The following is a 17,771-nucleotide window of genomic DNA, read 5'->3' as shown; positions in this document are numbered from 1 at the left end:
CAATGATTTTTTTACAATGAAAAAGGGGGGATTTTTCCTAAAGTGGAATAATTTTGAACAATCAAGTTGAAAAATCAAAAATTTCATTGACTGAAATAAAAACAAACTTATAATTGACCGCACTTGTCGGCGAGTAGCGCAGCTTGGTAGCGCAACTGGTTTGGGACCAGTGGGTCGTAGGTTCAAATCCTATCTCGCCGACCACTTCTTTCATATTTTCTTGAAATTTTTACAAAAGAAATCCTTTGAATGCGCCCTTAGCTCAGCTGGATAGAGCAACGCCCTTCTAAGGCGTGGGTCAAAGGTTCGAATCCTTTAGGGCGTGCCATTTGTTATTTGTTTAACTAGACTCTGTCTAGTTTTTTCAAATATAAGTCTTTTAGTTTGTTAGATTTTATGTTCGTGATCTGCATCATTTGAGTGAAGAAGCTTAAATACACTCTTGATGATGCAGATAAAAACAATATTTTGGTTATTTAAGTATTTTCCAAGCTCTGAAGCCGTAAACGGCAATTACTACAAAACAGATTAATGGTAGGATAAAGGAGAAATTTACTGCTGGAAGTCCCATAACTTCGCCTTGGTCAATAATCATTCCTTGTAGTGGTGGCATTAATGCGCCGCCTACAATAGCCATTACTAAACCTGCAGCTCCTAATGTCGATTCCTCTTTTAAGCCATAGAGGGCAATACCATAAATGGTAGGGAACATTAAAGACATAAAACCTGAGGTCAAAATTAGGCAGTATAGACCCCATACACCGTCAATAAAGATAACTCCGAGAATACTTAAAAAACCACCAATAGCAAAGAGCATCAGCATAAATTCTGCTTTTAAATATTTCATTAATGCCGTGCTAATAAAGCGACTGCTAATAAAAATAGCCATAGCAATGATGTTAAAGTTTTGCCCCTCAGCTTTAGTGAAACCTAAACGTTCAGCATATTGTACGATAAATGTCCAACACATAATTTGAACACCCACGTAAAAGGCTTGTGCGATCACGCCTTCACGATATTTAGCTTTTTTAGCCAGTTTGCTTATTGCGCTTTTAAAGCTAATTTGTCCACTTTCTTCTACTTTTACAGCAGGCATTTTTTTCAACCCAATGATAATAAACATTGTAACTACGACAAAACCAAGTACTATGTAAGGATCGCGAATTTCAGCTAAATCATGGGTGCGAATCCCCATTTTTTCTGCTTCAGACAGGGTGTGGAAAATCAAATTACCTGCAGCATCACGTTTGTCAGATTCAAGATTAGTTAGGACTAACTGGGAAGCAACAAACATACCTGTAATTGAACCAAGTGGATTAAATGATTGTGCGAAATTTAAACGTCGAGTAGCTGTTTGAGGATCTCCCATTGCGAGAATATAAGGATTGGCAGTGGTTTCCAAAAAAGCGAGCCCAAAGGTTAAAATATAAAGGGAGACTAAAAAGAAATTAAATATTTCATATTGTGCAGCTGGCCAAAATAAAAATGCACCTATTGCATAAAGAGCAAGCCCCAGAAGAATCCCCGCTTTGTAGCTATAGCGACTGGCAAATAATGCCGCAGGAATAGCCATTGTGCCGTATCCTCCATAAAAAGCTAATTGTACCAATGCCGCTTCTGAGGCTGGAATTTCCATTACTGTTTGAAATACCGCAACCATCGGATTGGTAATGTCGTTGGCAAATCCCCAAAGAGCAAATAAGCTAGTAATAAGCACAAAGGGGACGATGAATTTCTTTTCTAAAACTTTGGCGTTCATAATGTTTTCCTCATGTAAGTGATGGGGTATAACAAGATTTAGGATTCTTCAATACGTAATCCATAGGTGTGGAATTTACCTAACACTACCTGCATTTGCTCTTTGCTGAGCAGTGGAATTTCTAAGCCTGTAGAGAGTAATTTCAAATACCAAGACGCTAATACTTCTACTTCTTGTGCGAGCCATAAGGCTTTATCTAGGTTTTCTCCGCAAGTGATTAAACCATGGTGTGCTAGTAAAATGGCTTTGCTTTCTTTGATTCCCGTTGCGACATAACTAGCTAATTCGTGACTACCAAATGTTGCATAAGGTACACAAGGAATATGATCTGTGCCGCTTACGGCTACCATGTAATGAATTGCAGGAATAGGTTTTTCGAGAATGGATAAGCCTGCACAGTGAATGGAATGATTGTGGACAACGGCATTTGCTTCAGGGCGAGTATGATAAACACTCAAGTGAAATTGCCATTCGCTTGATGGTAATTTATTTTCTTCGTGTTTGCCATTTCCATCAACATAAACAATATTTTCTGTCTTCATTAAGTGATATGGCATACCTGTCGGGGTAATCAGCATTCCATCTTTATAACGAACACTAACGTTTCCCGCTGTGCCTTGATTTAAACCTAATTTTGTCATTTCAAGACAAGTATCAATGATTTTTTGTGATAATTCTGCTCTGTTCATTTTGTAGTACCTCTATTGTTTATAAAATGGGAGTAACCCCTTTTTTAATGATAATGTTGCCATATTTTGCGATCTCACCACTGGCAACAACAGCATAAGCCTGTTTGGCACGTGTATAAAAATCGAAGCGTTCTAGACAGGTTAAATTTGGTGTGAAACCGACCGCACTTTCAATCGCATTTAAGTAACGAGTTTCAACATTCGGATCTAAAGAATCTCCCTCAACTGCTTTCATCATCAACAGAGGGGCATCAACATAAGCGTCAAATTCGAATAAGGGAGTTATTGCTTCAAGTAAAATATCTATAGATATACCATCTGCACGTATTACATTTTTATGTAGTGAATGTGCGGGAAAATGGGCGTCAGCTAGAACTATCTCATCGCCATGCCCCATTTCGGCTAGGGTTTTTAGTAATTCAGGAGAAAGAGCTGGGTGAATACCTTTTAGCATTTTGTTGTTCCTTCTAGTTTGGGTAAATTCGTTTTCTTGTTGGTTGCATCGCTTGCTGTGCCGCGTTTACATTTTCGTAAATGCCTACGCCTGCAAAGGTAAACATTGCGGCACCAAGTACAGTACTTTCAGAAATGTCCACAACATCAATCGGTAAATTTAAGGTGTTTGCACGGATTTGATTCCACAATACATTTTTTGAACCACCCCCAACACAAATTAAGCTTTTAGCTTGGAACTGACTGACTTGATGTAGCACGGATAAACCGTTTTTGAGTTTATTTGCCATATGTTGTAATGCGCTGACATAAATTTCTCCACGAGTAGCAAACATGGAAAGTCCACTGATATTACCTTGTCCTTTTTGGCTAAAAATACCTTCAAAATTGACCGCTCTTTTTCCCGCATTAAAAGCTTTTTCTCCCTCTTTGATCATTGTGGTGTAATAGTGATCGCTACCATAAACATCGGAAAATAATAATTTACCTAACCATTCTATGACGCCAGAACCCACCCATTGTACCGCTGGATTAAAGCAATTGGATTGTGCATCAAATTCAGTGGTTAAGCCTTGAGAAACAAACTCAAATCTAGGTTCTGCGTGCTGGGTTCTAGCCATTAAGATTTCCCAGGTGCCAGAACTTAACACAGGCTGATTCAGCCCTGCACCAGACCCAAACACAGCAAATTGAGTATCATGTCCACAAGAAATGACAGGTACGGGATTTAATCCCCATTTCTGGGCTAACGGTGTACGTAATTTTCCAACTTTTTCACCTGCATAACGCATAGGAGGGAAATGGTTATTACTTAAACCCAGCGATGCTAAAATCGATGGATCCCAATTACCGCTAGTAAGGTTTGTCATCATTGATGTTCCCGCCATTGTGTGATCTGTAGTGAATTGACCAGTTAAGCGTTGAGTGAGCATTGACGAAATAAAAACGAATTTAGCCATTTTTTGGAAAACATCTGGCTTGTGTGTTTTTAACCAATGTAATTTAAATAAAGTATTAAAACTGTATTGACCAATGCCGTTACGTTGATAAAGAGATTTGATATCTAATTGATTAGATAGATTTTCCATTACTGGTATGGTTCGTGGGCATTTCCATGAAATAATCGGATAAAGTTGTTGATCATGTTCATCAAAAGGTGCGCCATCTACGCCGAAAGTGGTAACAGATATTCCTACAATATCTTTTAAATCAATACCTTGTTGCATTAATTGATTGAAGGTTTGAGTTGCACAAGAGATTAATTTTTGCCAGATTTCTTCAATATCCCAAATATGATAATCAGATGATTCCATTCCTTGTTTTGTATTATTAGCAAGGTGATGAGAGGCAAGAATTTGTCCCGTTTCATTTATCGCAATGGTGCGTAAATTTGTTGCGCCACAGTCAAAAATCAATGCGATAGCCATAAAAACTCTCCTCAGTGCAGTCAAAAATCATTATGTTTTTGACCGCACTTTTTTATAAAAACAAATTAGGGGTTATTTATAAAGCGGACCAAAGTTTTGGCAAGCTCGATAATCTTGCCCTTCCTTGTCTTGACCAAATCCATTCCAAGCGCTAGGGCGGAAAATATTTTTCTCTGATACATTATGCATACAGACTGGAATGCGTAATATTGAAGCAAGAGTGATTAGATCAGCCCCCACATGACCGTGAGTCGCTACACAGTGATTTGCTCCCCAATTTGCCATGACTGAATACACATCAGTAAATGCACCTTTTCCAGTTAAACGTGGAACAAACCATGTTGTTGGCCAAGTTTCATTAGTACGTTGATTTAATTTATTATGTACATCTTGAGGTAAGTCGATTGACCAGCCTTCCGCAATTTGTAAAACGGGACCTAAACCTTTAATAAGATTAATACGGTGCATTGTAAACGGTATGCCACCTTTGGTTAGGAATTGAGAAGATAAACCGCCCCCTCGAAAATATTCGTGAACAGCAGGGCACCAACGTGTATTTTCTAAGCAGCGTTTTGCTTCTTCTTCGGTAACATCCCATGCTGGTTTTAAAGTTGGATTGCCTTGAGCATCTTGATGTTCTCCCGTTCCATCAAGTGCAGCTGAACCTGAATTGATTAAATGGATGAATCCACTTTCAGGTCGCCATCCAGTAACACGCTCAACCGAATCTTGACTCCAATAAGTACGCACATCTGCGAAAATTTGAGCTTTGCCAGTTAATTGATGCCCAAATAACATTCCTATTGCATTTAAACTATCATTTTCCGTGGCAAGAATATAAGGTGGACGAACGCCATTCCAGTCATAAGTTGAATTGAGCATTGCCTCCATAAAATCGCCGTTTGGCAAATGATCAGTCCAATGACGCTGCCCTTGAAAACCTGCTGCAATGGCATTATGACCTAAGGCTTCTTCTGCATAATTTAATGTTGCTAATTTTGGATTTCCTACCATCAAATCACGAGTGATAATGGTCATTTTCACAACATTTTCCCAAAGTTCTGCACGCTCTTCCGCATTGCGTTGATTCTCTAGGCTATTTACATCAACCCCTTCTTTGCAATATTGTTTAACCCAACTCAAGGCTAAATCAACTTCTTCTTGATCATAAATTTTGCGGTCTAAACGGCGTTTAATTTCCATCATATCCACATATTCATTACGCATACCTAAATATTCTTGGAAGAAAGCTTGATTTACAATAGAACCTGCAATTCCCATGGAAACTGACCCAATAGATAAATAGGATTTTCCTCGAATACTTGCAACAGCAAGCCCAGCACGAGCAAAACGCAATAATTTTTCTTTTACATCTTCAGGAATGTTTGTGTCATCGGCTTCTTGAACTTCTGTGCCGTAAATGGAAAAGGCTGGTAGTCCTAATTGAGAATGACCAGCAAGGGCGGCAGCCAAGTAAACCGCACCTGGGCGTTCCGTACCGTTAAATCCCCAAATTGCTTTAGGCATGTGAGGATCCATATCAATGGTTTCTGAGCCATAACACCAACAAGGGGTAACGGTAATGGTTAATCCAACGTTTTCGCGTTTAAATTTATCCGCACAGGCGGCAGCTTCGGCTACACCGCCGATAGTGCTATCTGCAACTACACATTCAACGAAAGTACCATCTGTATGACGAATATGTGTTTGTAATAATTGAGCAACAGATTGAGCCATACGTATTGTTTGGGTTTCAAGAGATTCTCGAACCCCCATTCGACGACCATCAATAGTTGGACGAATACCGATTTTTATACGATTTGATTGAGTAGCAAGAGCCATAGTTACACTCCTTTGTTTGTGCTTAAGTAAGAATGATGAAATCACTGCAGAACAAATTGTGTTTTCATTGAATTAGAGTGTGAAAGAAAAATGATAAGGAAAACAGTAAGAAATGAAATTTTGTTGCAAAACTGCGAAGCAGATCACGAAAATTGACTATATTTAAGGAAATGTATATGACCGATTCTTTCAATTTTTAGTAATTTTCGGTCAAAATGGTCATCTATTTTTATAAAACGGTCATTATATCGTGTTGCTCACAATATTTTTGTAAGTTATCGGGAAGTGACCGATCAGAAAAAATGGTATTAATTTTGCTTAAATCGGCAAGTTGAATCAAACTTGTTTTTTCAAATTTAGAAGAATCAATTAACAAATAAGCACGTTCTGAAGCTTCCATCATTTTTCGTTTTAAAGAGGCATTCAGCTCGTTTGATTCCCAGATATTACCGTTTTTATCAATTCCTGAACAAGAAAACACTGAAAAATTAATATGTAATCGTTGTAATAAGTACTCAGATAAGGGACCGTAAAATGCTTCATATTTTGCTGAATAAACTCCGCCAGTAACAATAGTTTTAACATTGGATTTATTAACTAGGGCATTAATGTTAAACATTGAATTGGTTACTACTGTACAAGGAATATCGGGCATTAAATAAGCAAAATACCAACTTGTTGAGCTTGCATCTAAACCTATAACGGCATTTTCATATAGCAAATCCAAGGCTTTTTGGGCAATATGTCGTTTAGCTGTTGCATTAATATGTTTTCGAGTTTGGAAAAATGAACCTAAATCTTTGGTTTTATTACTTACTGCTCCTCCGTGGGTTCGGTGCAATAAGCCTTTGTTCGCTAATTTGTTCAAATCGCGACGAATGGTTTCCACCGAAATATCACAATGCTGTGCAAGTTCTATTACGCTGGCTTTTCCTTGTTGATTTACCCATTGTAAAATTAATTCATCACGATAATTCATCTCTTTTCCCTATACGGTGGATTTAGTCGAGATTCTAGTTTACGCTTGAGTATATTGAAAATCCAAGGATAAATTATATTGGGGTGACGTATATCTTCCTAAAAGTGCGGTCAATTTTTTGTGAGTTTCTTTTCAAGAGTATGCAAGCTACAATACGCCCCCAAGTTTTATCAATGTAAATCAGAAAGAGAATAATTATGCCCTTTGCCATTGGTCAGCGTTGGTTAAGTGAAAGTGAAAACGCTTTAGGATTAGGTATCATTACCGCATTAGATCAACGAACCGTCATGATTTATTTCCCTGCGGCGGATGAAACGAGGATATATGCTGCTGCACAAGCGCCTTTAAGTCGAATTGTATTTAGCAAAGGCGAAACATTATCCCATCAAGCTGGCTGGCAAGGCGAGATTTTAGACGTTCAAAATATGAACGGTTTGTTGTTTTATTTAGTTAAAAATCCACAAGATGAAGATGTTATTGTGCAAGAACGTGATATTTCGCCGATTATTTCTTTTAGTCAAGCGAAAGATCGTCTGTTTTCAGCACAAATTGATCGCAGCACTCATTTTGCATTGCGTTATCGCACGCTTTGTCATCAGCAAGCACAATTTAAATCGCCATTGCGTGGTTTACACGGAACGCGTGCGGGTTTAATTCCCCATCAGCTTCATATTGCAACAGAGGTTGGTAATCGAGTTAATCCTCGCGTGTTATTGGCGGATGAGGTTGGTTTAGGGAAAACCATTGAAGCAGGAATGATTTTGCAGAATCAACTTTTTGCTGAGAAAGTGCAACGTGTTCTTATTATCGTGCCAGAAACCTTGCAACATCAATGGCTGGTGGAAATGCTTCGTCGTTTTAATTTGCATTTTGCACTTTTTGATGAAGAACGTTGCAACGATTTTGATCTTGATGCGGTTAATCCATTCACGACTGAAAGTTTAATTATCTGTTCGCTGAATTGGTTAGAAACTCATCCAAACCGAGTGGAGCAGGCACTCAATGCTCAATTTGACTGTTTAATTGTGGACGAAGCCCATCATTTGGTGTGGTCTGAAACCTCGCCAAGTGCAGCTTATTTATTAGTTGAACAGCTTGCTCGTATCATTCCATCCGTCTTGTTACTCACGGCAACCCCAGAACAACTTGGGCAAGAAAGTCATTTTGCTCGTTTGCGCTTACTGGATCCAGAACGTTTCTTTGATTATCAAACCTTTGTGAAAGAGCAGAAAGGCTATCAACCTGTGGTTAATGCCGTTGAATCTTTGTTGGCAAATAAGGCATTAAGTGCGGTCGAAAAAAATCATATTTCTGATTTATTGCTTGAACAAGATGTCGAGCCACTTTTTAAAGCAATTGCATCAAATAATGATGAAGAACAACAGCGTGCCCGTCAGGAATTGATTCAAGCCTTAATTGATCGTCACGGCACGGGGCGAATGTTATTCCGCAATACACGTCAAGGGGTGAAAGGTTTTCCGCACCGTGTTTATCATCAAATTACTCTCTCTGAAGAGAATGATAAAATTGATTGGCTGATTGATTTCCTCAAACTACATCGCGATGAAAAAATCTTTGTGATTTGCCAGACGGCGGCAACTGCGATTCAGTTAGAACAAATTTTACGTGAACGTGAGGCGATTCGCGCCGCAGTGTTCCACGAAAAAATGTCGATTATTGAACGTGATAGAGCCGCGGCTTATTTTGCGGATTTAGAAAACGGCGCACAGGTTTTACTGAGCTCGAGTATTGGCTCGGAAGGGCGTAACTTCCAATTCGCAACAAATTTAGTGTTATTTGATTTACCGACAAATCCCGATTTATTGGAACAATGTATTGGCCGATTAGATCGTATTGGACAAAAACGTGATGTGCAAATTTATGTGCCTTGTGCGAAAGATTCGCCTCAAAGTCGTTTAGCACGTTGGTACAATGAGGGATTGAATGCTTTTGAACAAACTTGTCCAATGGGAATGGCATTATTTTCTCAGTTTGCCGATGAGTTGGAAAAAGTGCGGTCAAATTCTACCGCACTTTCAGAGAATGAATTTTCCGAATTATTAAAACAAACTAAAACCGCACGGGAAAAACTCAAGATTGAGTTAGAAAAAGGTCGCGATCGTTTATTAGAGCTAAATTCTCATGGCGGTGAGCAAGCACAAGCATTAGCGGATCAAATTGCTGATGAAGATAATTCGCCAGAGCTTGTGAATTTTGCTTTAAAATTATTTGATATTATTGGCGTAGAGCAAGAAGATCTTGGGGCTAATAGTATTGTAATTAGTCCAACTGGGACAATGCTTGTGCCCGATTTTCCAGGTTTAAAAGAAGAAGGTGTGACGGTTACCTTTGATCGCGAACTTGCCCTTGCCCGCGAAGAAATGGAATTCTTGACTTGGGATCATCCTATGATTCGTCAAGGTATTGATCTTGTTGCTTCGGGTGATATTGGCAAAGCCGCAATGGCATTGCTTGTGAATAAACAACTGCCCGCTGGAACCTTATTAATTGAATTGATTTACGTGGTGGAAAGCCAATCGCCAAAAGGATTACAGCTCAATCGTTTCTTGCCGCCAACGCCTATTCGTCTGCTGCTTGATAACAAAGGAAATAACATTGGTGAGCAGGTTGCTTTTGAAACATTGCATAGCAAATTGAAACCACTTGGTAAAAATATTGCTAATCAAATGGTGAAAATGGCACGTGCCAATATTGAAGCCTTGATTACACGAGGCGATCAACTCGTAAAATCTTTAGCTGAACCGATTATTGCTGAAGCTAAAAATCAAGCAGATCAACAATTAAGCGCAGAAATTAATCGTTTACAGGCTTTGCGAGCAGTGAATAAAAATATTCGCCAAAGCGAAATTGATATTTTGGAACAACAACGAACACAATCACTGGATGAGCTTTCTAAAGCAAATTGGCGTTTGGATTGCTTGCGTGTCATTGTGACGAACAAGGAATAAAAATGGCATTGATTGAATACAATCCGCCTCTTGAACCTTATTTGGATATTATTTATCAAGATAATCATTTGTGCGTGGTAAACAAACCGAGCGGTTTGCTTTCCGTGCCGGGCAATCAACCACAATATTATGATAGCGCAATGAGTCGAGTAAAAGAAAAATTTGGCTTTTGTGAGCCTGCTCATCGTTTGGATATGGCAACGAGTGGTATTATTGTGTTTGCTTTAAGTAAGGCGGCGGATCGTGAATTAAAACGTCAATTTCGCGAACGTGAACCGAAAAAACATTATCAAGCGATTGTTTGGGGGCATTTGGAGAACGATTATGGCGAGGTAAATTTGCCGATGATTTGTGATTGGGAAAATCGACCTCGCCAACGTTTGGATTTCGTTTTAGGAAAAAGAGCGGTCACAAAATTCGAAGTTTTAGCACGTTTGCCGAATAACAGTACTCGCGTGAAACTGACGCCCGTGACAGGCAGATCTCATCAATTACGCTTGCACATGTTAGCATTGGGGCATCCAATTCTAGGCGATAAATTTTATTCTCATCCACAGGCTAAAGCTATGTCGTCAAGATTATGTTTGCACGCAGAAGAATTGACGATTACCCACCCCATTACAGGGGAAACAATGACTTTTAATGCGAAGTCCGATTTTTAAATTTGCACAGAAGTATGAGATCACGAATGAAAAACTTTTTAGCTCAACAAGGAAAAATCACGTTAATTCTTACCGCACTTTGTGCGCTTATTTATCTTGCTCAACAGCTGGGGTTTGAAGACGATATTATGTATTTGATGCATTATCCCGCTTACGAAGAGCAAGATAGCGAAGTGTGGCGTTATATTTCACATACATTGGTACATTTATCTAATTTGCATATTTTGTTTAATCTGTCTTGGTTTTTTATTTTCGGTGGAATGATTGAACGCACTTTTGGTTCGGTCAAATTATTGATGTTGTATGTTGTAGCATCTGCCATAACAGGCTATGTGCAAAATTATGTGTCTGGCCCCACTTTCTTTGGGCTTTCTGGTGTTGTATATGCGGTTCTAGGTTATGTATTTATACGTGATAAATTGAATCATCATTTATTTGATCTGCCAGAAGGTTTTTTCACAATGTTATTGGTGGGGATCGCATTAGGTTTTATTAGCCCCTTATTTGGTGTTGAAATGGGAAATGCAGCGCATATATCAGGCTTGATTGTTGGCTTGATTTGGGGATTTATTGATAGCAAATTGTGCAAAAATTCGCTAGAGTAAGCCCGTTTAATTTGGATAAAGGATTCGCTATGAAACAATCGTTACGCCATCAAAAAATTATTAAACTGGTGGGACAATCTGGCTATTTAAGCACGGAAGAATTGGTTGCAGCCTTAGATGTTAGCCCTCAAACGATTCGCCGTGATTTGAATATTTTGGCGGAGTTGGATTTAATCCGTCGCCATCACGGTGGCGCGGCATCACCATCTTCTGCAGAAAATTCTGATTACGTGGATCGTAAACAATTCTTTTCATTACAAAAAAATAATATTGCACAAGAAGTTGCGAAGTTGATTCCTAACGGTGCATCGTTGTTTATTGATATTGGTACCACGCCTGAGGCTGTCGCCAATGCATTGCTTGGCCACGAAAAACTCCGAATTGTGACGAACAATTTGAATGCCGCTCATCTTTTACGCCAAAATGAAAGTTTTGATATTGTTATGGCGGGCGGATCGTTACGAATGGATGGTGGAATTATTGGCGAAGCTACGGTGAATTTTATTTCTCAATTTCGCCTAGATTTCGGGATTTTAGGAATTAGTGCGATCGATGCAGATGGTTCATTATTGGATTACGATTACCATGAAGTACAAGTAAAGCGAGCGATTATTGAAAGTTCACGTCAGACCTTATTAGTGGCCGATCACTCTAAATTTTCGCGCCAAGCGATTGTTCGCTTGGGCGAATTAAGTGATGTAGAATATTTGTTTACGGATGATGTTCCCGAAGGAATTGTTAATTATCTGAAAGCTCAGAAAACGAAATTGGTTTTATGTAATGGTAAAGTGCGGTAAAAATATCTTTGATTTTCTTATTAATTTGTCGATAAAAGAAGCTATTACTCTTAATTTTTGATTTAATTGAACTTTATCTAAAAGTAATCTAAATATTCTCTCGTTGAATTATTGTCTTTTCTATAATTAAACATTTCCAAGCGTAAAAGTATCTTGCTTTTTTAATCAATTAAAGAAATTTCATATTTCTGTATTATCTAATTATTTTTAGCTATCAATATTCTTTAAAACATTCCGAGCTTAGATAAGAAAATCCCTTGCTGGGCAAGGGATTTAGTAATGAGTTAAAGTGCGGTAGAAATTACCAACCTTTTACAACGCCATCTTTAAAGTGTTTTTGAGCTTCTTGGTAAACTTCTTCTGTTTGGTAAGATTTTACGAAATCTTGAACAGCTTTGCTGTCTTTGTTATCGGTACGAGAAACGATAATGTTCACATATGGCGAATCTTTATCTTCTACAAATACACCGTCATCTTGAGCATTTAAGCCTACTTGACCCGCATAAGTATTGTTTACTACAGCTAAATCAACGTCGTCTAATGCGCGTGCCGCAACAGAAGTATCTACTTCAGTGATGTTTAATTTTTTCGGATTTTCAACAATATCTAATACAGTTGAAAGAAGGTTATTTGCATCTTTTAATTTGATTAAACCTTGTTTTTCAAGAAGAATTAATGCACGACCACGGTTTGTTGGATCGTTAGGAACAACAATTTTAGCACCTTCTTGTAATTCATTCACATTTTTGATTTTTTTAGAATAACCTGCTAGTGGATAAACGAAAGTATTACCCACGATAACTAAGTTATTTAAATTTTTCGCTTTTGCATCTTCATCTAAATAAGGTTTATGTTGCATTGCGTTTGCATCTAAATCACCTTTAGATACAGCTTCATTTGGTAATGCGTAGTCATTGAATTCAACGAATTGAACGTCTAAACCATATTTTTCTTTAGCGACTTTTGCTGCAATTTCTGCAACTTGATGCTCAGGGCCAGACATCACGCCTACTTTGATTTTAAGCGGTGCTGCTGCTTCAGGTTTTTTGTCTTCTTTACAGCCTGTTAAAACGAGAGCTGATGCGATTGCAGTGATTGCAAAAAGTTGTTTTAATTTCATAGGATTTCCTTCCTGTTTAAGTTAAGAGTTGCGTTTAATTAACGATGATCCACTTTTTTAGCCAGTGTATCGCCGAGTTTTTGGCTAATCATAACGAATAGCACAATAATAATGGTTGCCACCCAAGTGACATAAGGCATATTGCGATATACGCCGTAGTTGATAGCTAGGCTACCTAAGCCACCGCCGCCTTGAGTCCCCGCCATTGCAGAGTAACCAACTAAAGTGACCAGCGTAAGCGTGATACCATTAATGAGTGTAGGTAGAGCTTCTGGCAAATAGAATTTACGTACAATTTGCCATTTAGTAGCCCCCATTGCTTGAGCGGCTTCGGTTAAACCATTTGGAATTTCCATTAGTGCATTAGTAGTTAAGCGAGCCACGAATGGCATCGCACAAATGCTTAATGGAATAATTGCTGCCGTTGTACCTAATACAGTTCCCACGATGAAACGAGTTACAGGTAATAAGATTAAGAGCAAAATAATAAATGGAATGGAACGCCCGATATTAATAATCGTGTTTAACACAAAATGAGTGCGGTTATTTTGTAAAATCTCATTTTTTCCAGTTAAGAACGTCCATACACCCACAGGCACGCCGACTAGTACAGCAAGTAGGGTAGATGCAAAACTGATATAGACAGTTTCATAAGTTGCGGTTGCGACAACGCCCCATATTTGAGGTGTTAATTGTTGGCTGAATGTTGCCAAAAAATCATTGAACATAACCAAGCACCTCCACGCGCACGTTGTTTTCCATTAAATAAACTTTGGTTTGCGTAATGGCATCTTCATCGCCTTCTACTTCAGCAATGGTATAACCAAATTTCACGCCTCCAGCATAATCAATTTGTGAGGTTAAGATACTGAGCTCCACGCCAAATTTTTTTGATGCTTGAGAAAGTAACGGTGCATCGACTGAGCGACCCGTAAACTCAAATTTGATGATTGGATAGGCTTTACTATGTTTCGGTGTATCAGTAAGATTTTCCAAATATTCATCAGGTAGACTGATGTGGAAGGTCGAACGAATAAACTCTTGTGCTAATTCTGTTTTAGGGTTTGCAAAAATTTCACCGACAGTACCCTGTTCAACGAGGCGACCTTGATCAATAACAGCAACTTGATCACAAATCTGTTTAACAACTTCCATTTCATGGGTAATCAACAAAATCGTAATACCTAAAGTGCGGTTAATTTCCTTTAATAATTTCAGAATAGATTGCGTCGTTGCAGGATCTAATGCACTCGTTGCTTCATCACATAATAAGACTTTAGGATCGCTCGCTAAGGCGCGTGCAATAGCTACACGTTGTTTTTGCCCACCCGAAAGATTGCTTGGGTAAGCATCACGTTTTTCACTTAAACCAACAAGCTCTAAAAGTGCGGTAATTTTTTCTTGGATTTTTGCTTTTGGTTCACCTTCTAATTCTAAGGATAATGCCACGTTTTCAAAGACGGTGCGAGAACTTAGTAAATTGAAATGCTGAAAAATCATTCCAATTTGACGACGAGCAAGTACTAATTCGCGATCAGAAAGTTTTGTTAATTCTACGCCATCAACAATAACGGAACCGCTTGTCGGTTTTTCTAATAAGTTCACACAGCGAATTAATGTACTTTTTCCTGCACCAGATGCACCAATTACGCCACAGATTTGACCTTTTTCGATATTCAACGAAACATTATCAAGCGCAGTCAATTTTTTGTTCGGTAGCTCAAAAATTTTCGTAATATTATTTAGCTTAATCATATAAGCCCTTTTTATTTATTGTTTTTAAATCTGTTTTGGTATTCTAGATGTCTAGATTGCTATGTCAATATGTCAGATTATCTTTTTTAGACAGATTAGTTATGACTTATATTTGCTAATTGCTTGGATTAAATAGATAATTTTCGTCAATTTGACATGTATAAAAGGTTAGAGAATGAATAAGGCTATTTTTTTAGATCGCGATGGCACGTTAAATATTGATTATGGTTATGTACACGAAATTGATAACTTTAAATTTATTGATGGTGCGATTGATGCATTGCGAGAATTAAAGAAAATGGGATATATGTTGGTATTAGTGACCAACCAGTCGGGCATTGCACGTGGTTATTTTTCTGAGGATCAGTTTTTACAATTAACAGAATGGATGGATTGGTCGTTAGCTGAACAAGATGTGGATTTGGATGGTATTTACTATTGTCCACATCATTCTGAGGGAAAGGGCGAATATAAAGAAGATTGTGATTGTCGGAAGCCTAAATCGGGAATGTTATTGCAAGCGATCAAAGAATTAAAGATCGATCCTAGGCAATCTATTATGGTTGGAGATAAAGTTGAAGACCTAAAAGCGGGGATTGGTGCGAAGGTAAAAATGAACGTATTAGTTCGTACTGGTAAACCAGTAACAGGGGAAGGAGAAGGAATAGCGGATTATGTGCTAGATTCTATCGTAGATCTTCCGAGAATTTTAAAACGCTTAAAAAAATAGCCAAAAAGATCTATATTTTGCTCTAATCGCTTGTACTTTAATCAAAAGATCATTTTTTTAAATATTTTTGCAAAAAGTACTTGCAAGGGATTTGAAAATCCCTATAATGCACCGCACACAACGACGCACTGTTGTGAAGTTTTTTAAGTTTCCAAGTGCGTCGTTATTTTTTGCTCTTTAACAATATATCAGACAATCTGTGTGGGCACTTGTTGATTGACTTGTTTTAAAAATATTTTTTAATTTTGAAGTCTTAATAGGTGCTTAACTGAAAATTCATTATTACTTTTTTAAGTAGTGTTTTATTTATAGCTAAGCAGTTTATTGAGCGATTGAACTTGAATTGAAGAGTTTGATCATGGCTCAGATTGAACGCTGGCGGCAGGCTTAACACATGCAAGTCGAACGGTAGCAGGAGAAAGCTTGCTTTCTTGCTGACGAGTGGCGGACGGGTGAGTAATGCTTGGGAATCTGGCCTATGGAGGGGGATAACGACGGGAAACTGTCGCTAATACCGCGTATTATCGGAAGATGAAAGTGCGGGACTGAGAGGCCGCATGCCATAGGATGAGCCCAAGTGGGATTAGGTAGTTGGTGGGGTAAAGGCCTACCAAGCCAGCGATCTCTAGCTGGTCTGAGAGGATGACCAGCCACACTGGAACTGAGACACGGTCCAGACTCCTACGGGAGGCAGCAGTGGGGAATATTGCGCAATGGGGGGAACCCTGACGCAGCCATGCCGCGTGAATGAAGAAGGCCTTCGGGTTGTAAAGTTCTTTCGGTATTGAGGAAGGGGTGTGTGCTAATAGTACACATCATTGACGTTAAATACAGAAGAAGCACCGGCTAACTCCGTGCCAGCAGCCGCGGTAATACGGAGGGTGCGAGCGTTAATCGGAATAACTGGGCGTAAAGGGCACGCAGGCGGTTATTTAAGTGAGGTGTGAAAGCCCCGGGCTTAACCTGGGAATTGCATTTCAGACTGGGTAACTAGAGTACTTTAGGGAGGGGTAGAATTCCACGTGTAGCGGTGAAATGCGTAGAGATGTGGAGGAATACCGAAGGCGAAGGCAGCCCCTTGGGAATGTACTGACGCTCATGTGCGAAAGCGTGGGGAGCAAACAGGATTAGATACCCTGGTAGTCCACGCTGTAAACGCTGTCGATTTGGGGGTTGGGGTTTAACTCTGGCGCCCGTAGCTAACGTGATAAATCGACCGCCTGGGGAGTACGGCCGCAAGGTTAAAACTCAAATGAATTGACGGGGGCCCGCACAAGCGGTGGAGCATGTGGTTTAATTCGATGCAACGCGAAGAACCTTACCTACTCTTGACATCCTAAGAAGAGCTCAGAGATGAGCTTGTGCCTTCGGGAACTTAGAGACAGGTGCTGCATGGCTGTCGTCAGCTCGTGTTGTGAAATGTTGGGTTAAGTCCCGCAACGAGCGCAACCCTTATCCTTTGTTGCCAGCGACTTGGTCGGGAACTCAAAGGAGACTGCCAGTGATAAACTGGAGGAAGGTGGGGATGACGTCAAGTCATCATGGCCCTTACGAGTAGGGCTACACACGTGCTACAATGGCGTATACAGAGGGAAGCGAAGCTGCGAGGTGGAGCGAATCTCATAAAGTACGTCTAAGTCCGGATTGGAGTCTGCAACTCGACTCCATGAAGTCGGAATCGCTAGTAATCGCAAATCAGAATGTCGCGGTGAATACGTTCCCGGGCCTTGTACACACCGCCCGTCACACCATGGGAGTGGGTTGTACCAGAAGTAGATAGCTTAACCTTTTGGAGGGCGTTTACCACGGTATGATTCATGACTGGGGTGAAGTCGTAACAAGGTAACCGTAGGGGAACCTGCGGTTGGATCACCTCCTTACTGAAGACGAGAGACAGCGAGTGCTCACACAGATTGGCTGATAGTTGTAGACAAGATTAAAAACGAAGCGAAAGCAACGTTGAAAAATAAACGTTAAAAGATAA

General features: G+C 39.4%; 14 protein-coding genes, 2 tRNA genes and 1 rRNA gene. 8 read left to right on the top strand and 9 right to left on the bottom strand.

Annotated elements, in window-relative coordinates:
* Positions 1 to 127: 127 nt before the first annotated feature.
* A tRNA-Pro gene (locus tag K6J66_RS02080) sits at positions 128 to 204 on the top strand.
* Positions 205 to 251: 47 nt separating this feature from the next.
* Positions 252 to 328: transfer RNA gene (locus K6J66_RS02075), tRNA-Arg, on the top strand.
* Positions 329 to 472: 144 nt separating this feature from the next.
* On the opposite strand, the gene fucP is transcribed toward K6J66_RS02075, so the two are convergent.
* The 6 genes from fucP to K6J66_RS02045 all read right to left on the bottom strand — a co-directional run bounded on the left by fucP (position 473) and on the right by K6J66_RS02045 (position 7,149).
* The gene (gene fucP / locus K6J66_RS02070) at positions 473 to 1,759 is read right to left on the bottom strand and encodes an L-fucose:H+ symporter permease (RefSeq protein ID WP_038439492.1); all 1,287 of its coding nucleotides are present in this window, start codon (positions 1,757 to 1,759) and stop codon (positions 473 to 475) included.
* A 38-nt stretch (positions 1,760 to 1,797) separates the two neighbouring features.
* Positions 1,798 to 2,448 carry an L-fuculose-phosphate aldolase gene (gene fucA, locus K6J66_RS02065; protein ID WP_005648575.1) on the bottom strand — a complete coding sequence of 217 codons (651 nt, stop codon included), beginning with the start codon at positions 2,446 to 2,448 and terminating at the stop codon, positions 1,798 to 1,800.
* A gap of 19 nt (positions 2,449 to 2,467) precedes the next feature.
* Complete coding sequence (fucU, locus tag K6J66_RS02060; RefSeq protein ID WP_038439493.1) at positions 2,468 to 2,902, bottom strand: L-fucose mutarotase; 435 nt, start codon at positions 2,900 to 2,902, stop codon at positions 2,468 to 2,470.
* Between the two features lie 13 nt (positions 2,903 to 2,915).
* Positions 2,916 to 4,328: an L-fuculokinase gene (fucK, locus tag K6J66_RS02055; RefSeq protein WP_038439494.1), complete on the bottom strand. Its 1,413-nt coding sequence runs from the start codon at positions 4,326 to 4,328 to the stop codon at positions 2,916 to 2,918.
* A gap of 72 nt (positions 4,329 to 4,400) precedes the next feature.
* Positions 4,401 to 6,170: an L-fucose isomerase gene (gene fucI, locus K6J66_RS02050; protein ID WP_038439495.1), complete on the bottom strand. Its 1,770-nt coding sequence runs from the start codon at positions 6,168 to 6,170 to the stop codon at positions 4,401 to 4,403.
* Between the two features lie 229 nt (positions 6,171 to 6,399).
* Positions 6,400 to 7,149, bottom strand: a complete 750-nt coding sequence (locus tag K6J66_RS02045) for a DeoR/GlpR family DNA-binding transcription regulator (protein WP_005661551.1) — start codon at positions 7,147 to 7,149, stop codon at positions 6,400 to 6,402.
* A gap of 197 nt (positions 7,150 to 7,346) precedes the next feature.
* On the opposite strand from K6J66_RS02045, the gene rapA reads away from it, so the two are divergent.
* From rapA to K6J66_RS02025, 4 genes are read left to right on the top strand one after another with little or no spacing between them, the layout of a single operon-like run.
* Positions 7,347 to 10,118, top strand: a complete 2,772-nt coding sequence (gene rapA / locus K6J66_RS02040) for an RNA polymerase-associated protein RapA (RefSeq protein WP_110442685.1) — start codon at positions 7,347 to 7,349, stop codon at positions 10,116 to 10,118.
* A 2-nt stretch (positions 10,119 to 10,120) separates the two neighbouring features.
* Entirely contained in the window at positions 10,121 to 10,780 is a 660-nt protein-coding gene (gene rluA / locus K6J66_RS02035; RefSeq protein WP_038439497.1) for a bifunctional tRNA pseudouridine(32) synthase/23S rRNA pseudouridine(746) synthase RluA, read from the top strand.
* Positions 10,781 to 10,806: 26 nt separating this feature from the next.
* On the top strand, positions 10,807 to 11,385 hold the full coding sequence (locus K6J66_RS02030) for a rhomboid family intramembrane serine protease (protein ID WP_038439498.1): 579 nt from the start codon (positions 10,807 to 10,809) through the stop codon (positions 11,383 to 11,385).
* Between the two features lie 29 nt (positions 11,386 to 11,414).
* Complete coding sequence (locus tag K6J66_RS02025) at positions 11,415 to 12,182, top strand: DeoR/GlpR family transcriptional regulator (protein ID WP_038439499.1); 768 nt, start codon at positions 11,415 to 11,417, stop codon at positions 12,180 to 12,182.
* A 301-nt stretch (positions 12,183 to 12,483) separates the two neighbouring features.
* Here K6J66_RS02025 and K6J66_RS02020 read toward each other — a convergent pair whose 3' ends face one another.
* Genes K6J66_RS02020 through metN form a run of 3 tightly spaced genes read right to left on the bottom strand, consistent with a single transcriptional unit; the run spans position 12,484 to position 15,057 of the window.
* Positions 12,484 to 13,302 (bottom strand): MetQ/NlpA family lipoprotein, encoded by an 819-nt coding sequence (locus K6J66_RS02020; protein WP_038439500.1) that lies wholly within the window; start codon positions 13,300 to 13,302, stop codon positions 12,484 to 12,486.
* 38 nt (positions 13,303 to 13,340) lie between these two features.
* A complete protein-coding gene (locus K6J66_RS02015) occupies positions 13,341 to 14,030 on the bottom strand; it encodes a methionine ABC transporter permease (RefSeq protein ID WP_038439501.1) in 690 nt (229 codons plus the stop codon).
* Positions 14,020 to 15,057, bottom strand: a complete 1,038-nt coding sequence (gene metN, locus K6J66_RS02010) for a methionine ABC transporter ATP-binding protein MetN (protein ID WP_005672315.1) — start codon at positions 15,055 to 15,057, stop codon at positions 14,020 to 14,022. Before metN ends, K6J66_RS02015 begins: the two co-directional genes overlap by 11 nt.
* 175 nt (positions 15,058 to 15,232) lie before the next feature.
* On the opposite strand from metN, the gene gmhB reads away from it, so the two are divergent.
* Entirely contained in the window at positions 15,233 to 15,787 is a 555-nt protein-coding gene (gene gmhB / locus K6J66_RS02005; RefSeq protein ID WP_038439502.1) for a D-glycero-beta-D-manno-heptose 1,7-bisphosphate 7-phosphatase, read from the top strand.
* A gap of 340 nt (positions 15,788 to 16,127) precedes the next feature.
* Positions 16,128 to 17,667, top strand: a 16S ribosomal RNA gene (locus tag K6J66_RS02000).
* Positions 17,668 to 17,771: the final 104 nt, after the last annotated feature.

Source organism: Haemophilus influenzae (assembly GCF_019703545.1).
GTDB classification, from domain to species: Bacteria; Pseudomonadota; Gammaproteobacteria; order Enterobacterales; family Pasteurellaceae; genus Haemophilus; species Haemophilus influenzae_E.
The sequence above is the reverse complement of the archived record's forward strand: the minus strand, read 5'-3'. Positions and strand labels throughout refer to the sequence as shown.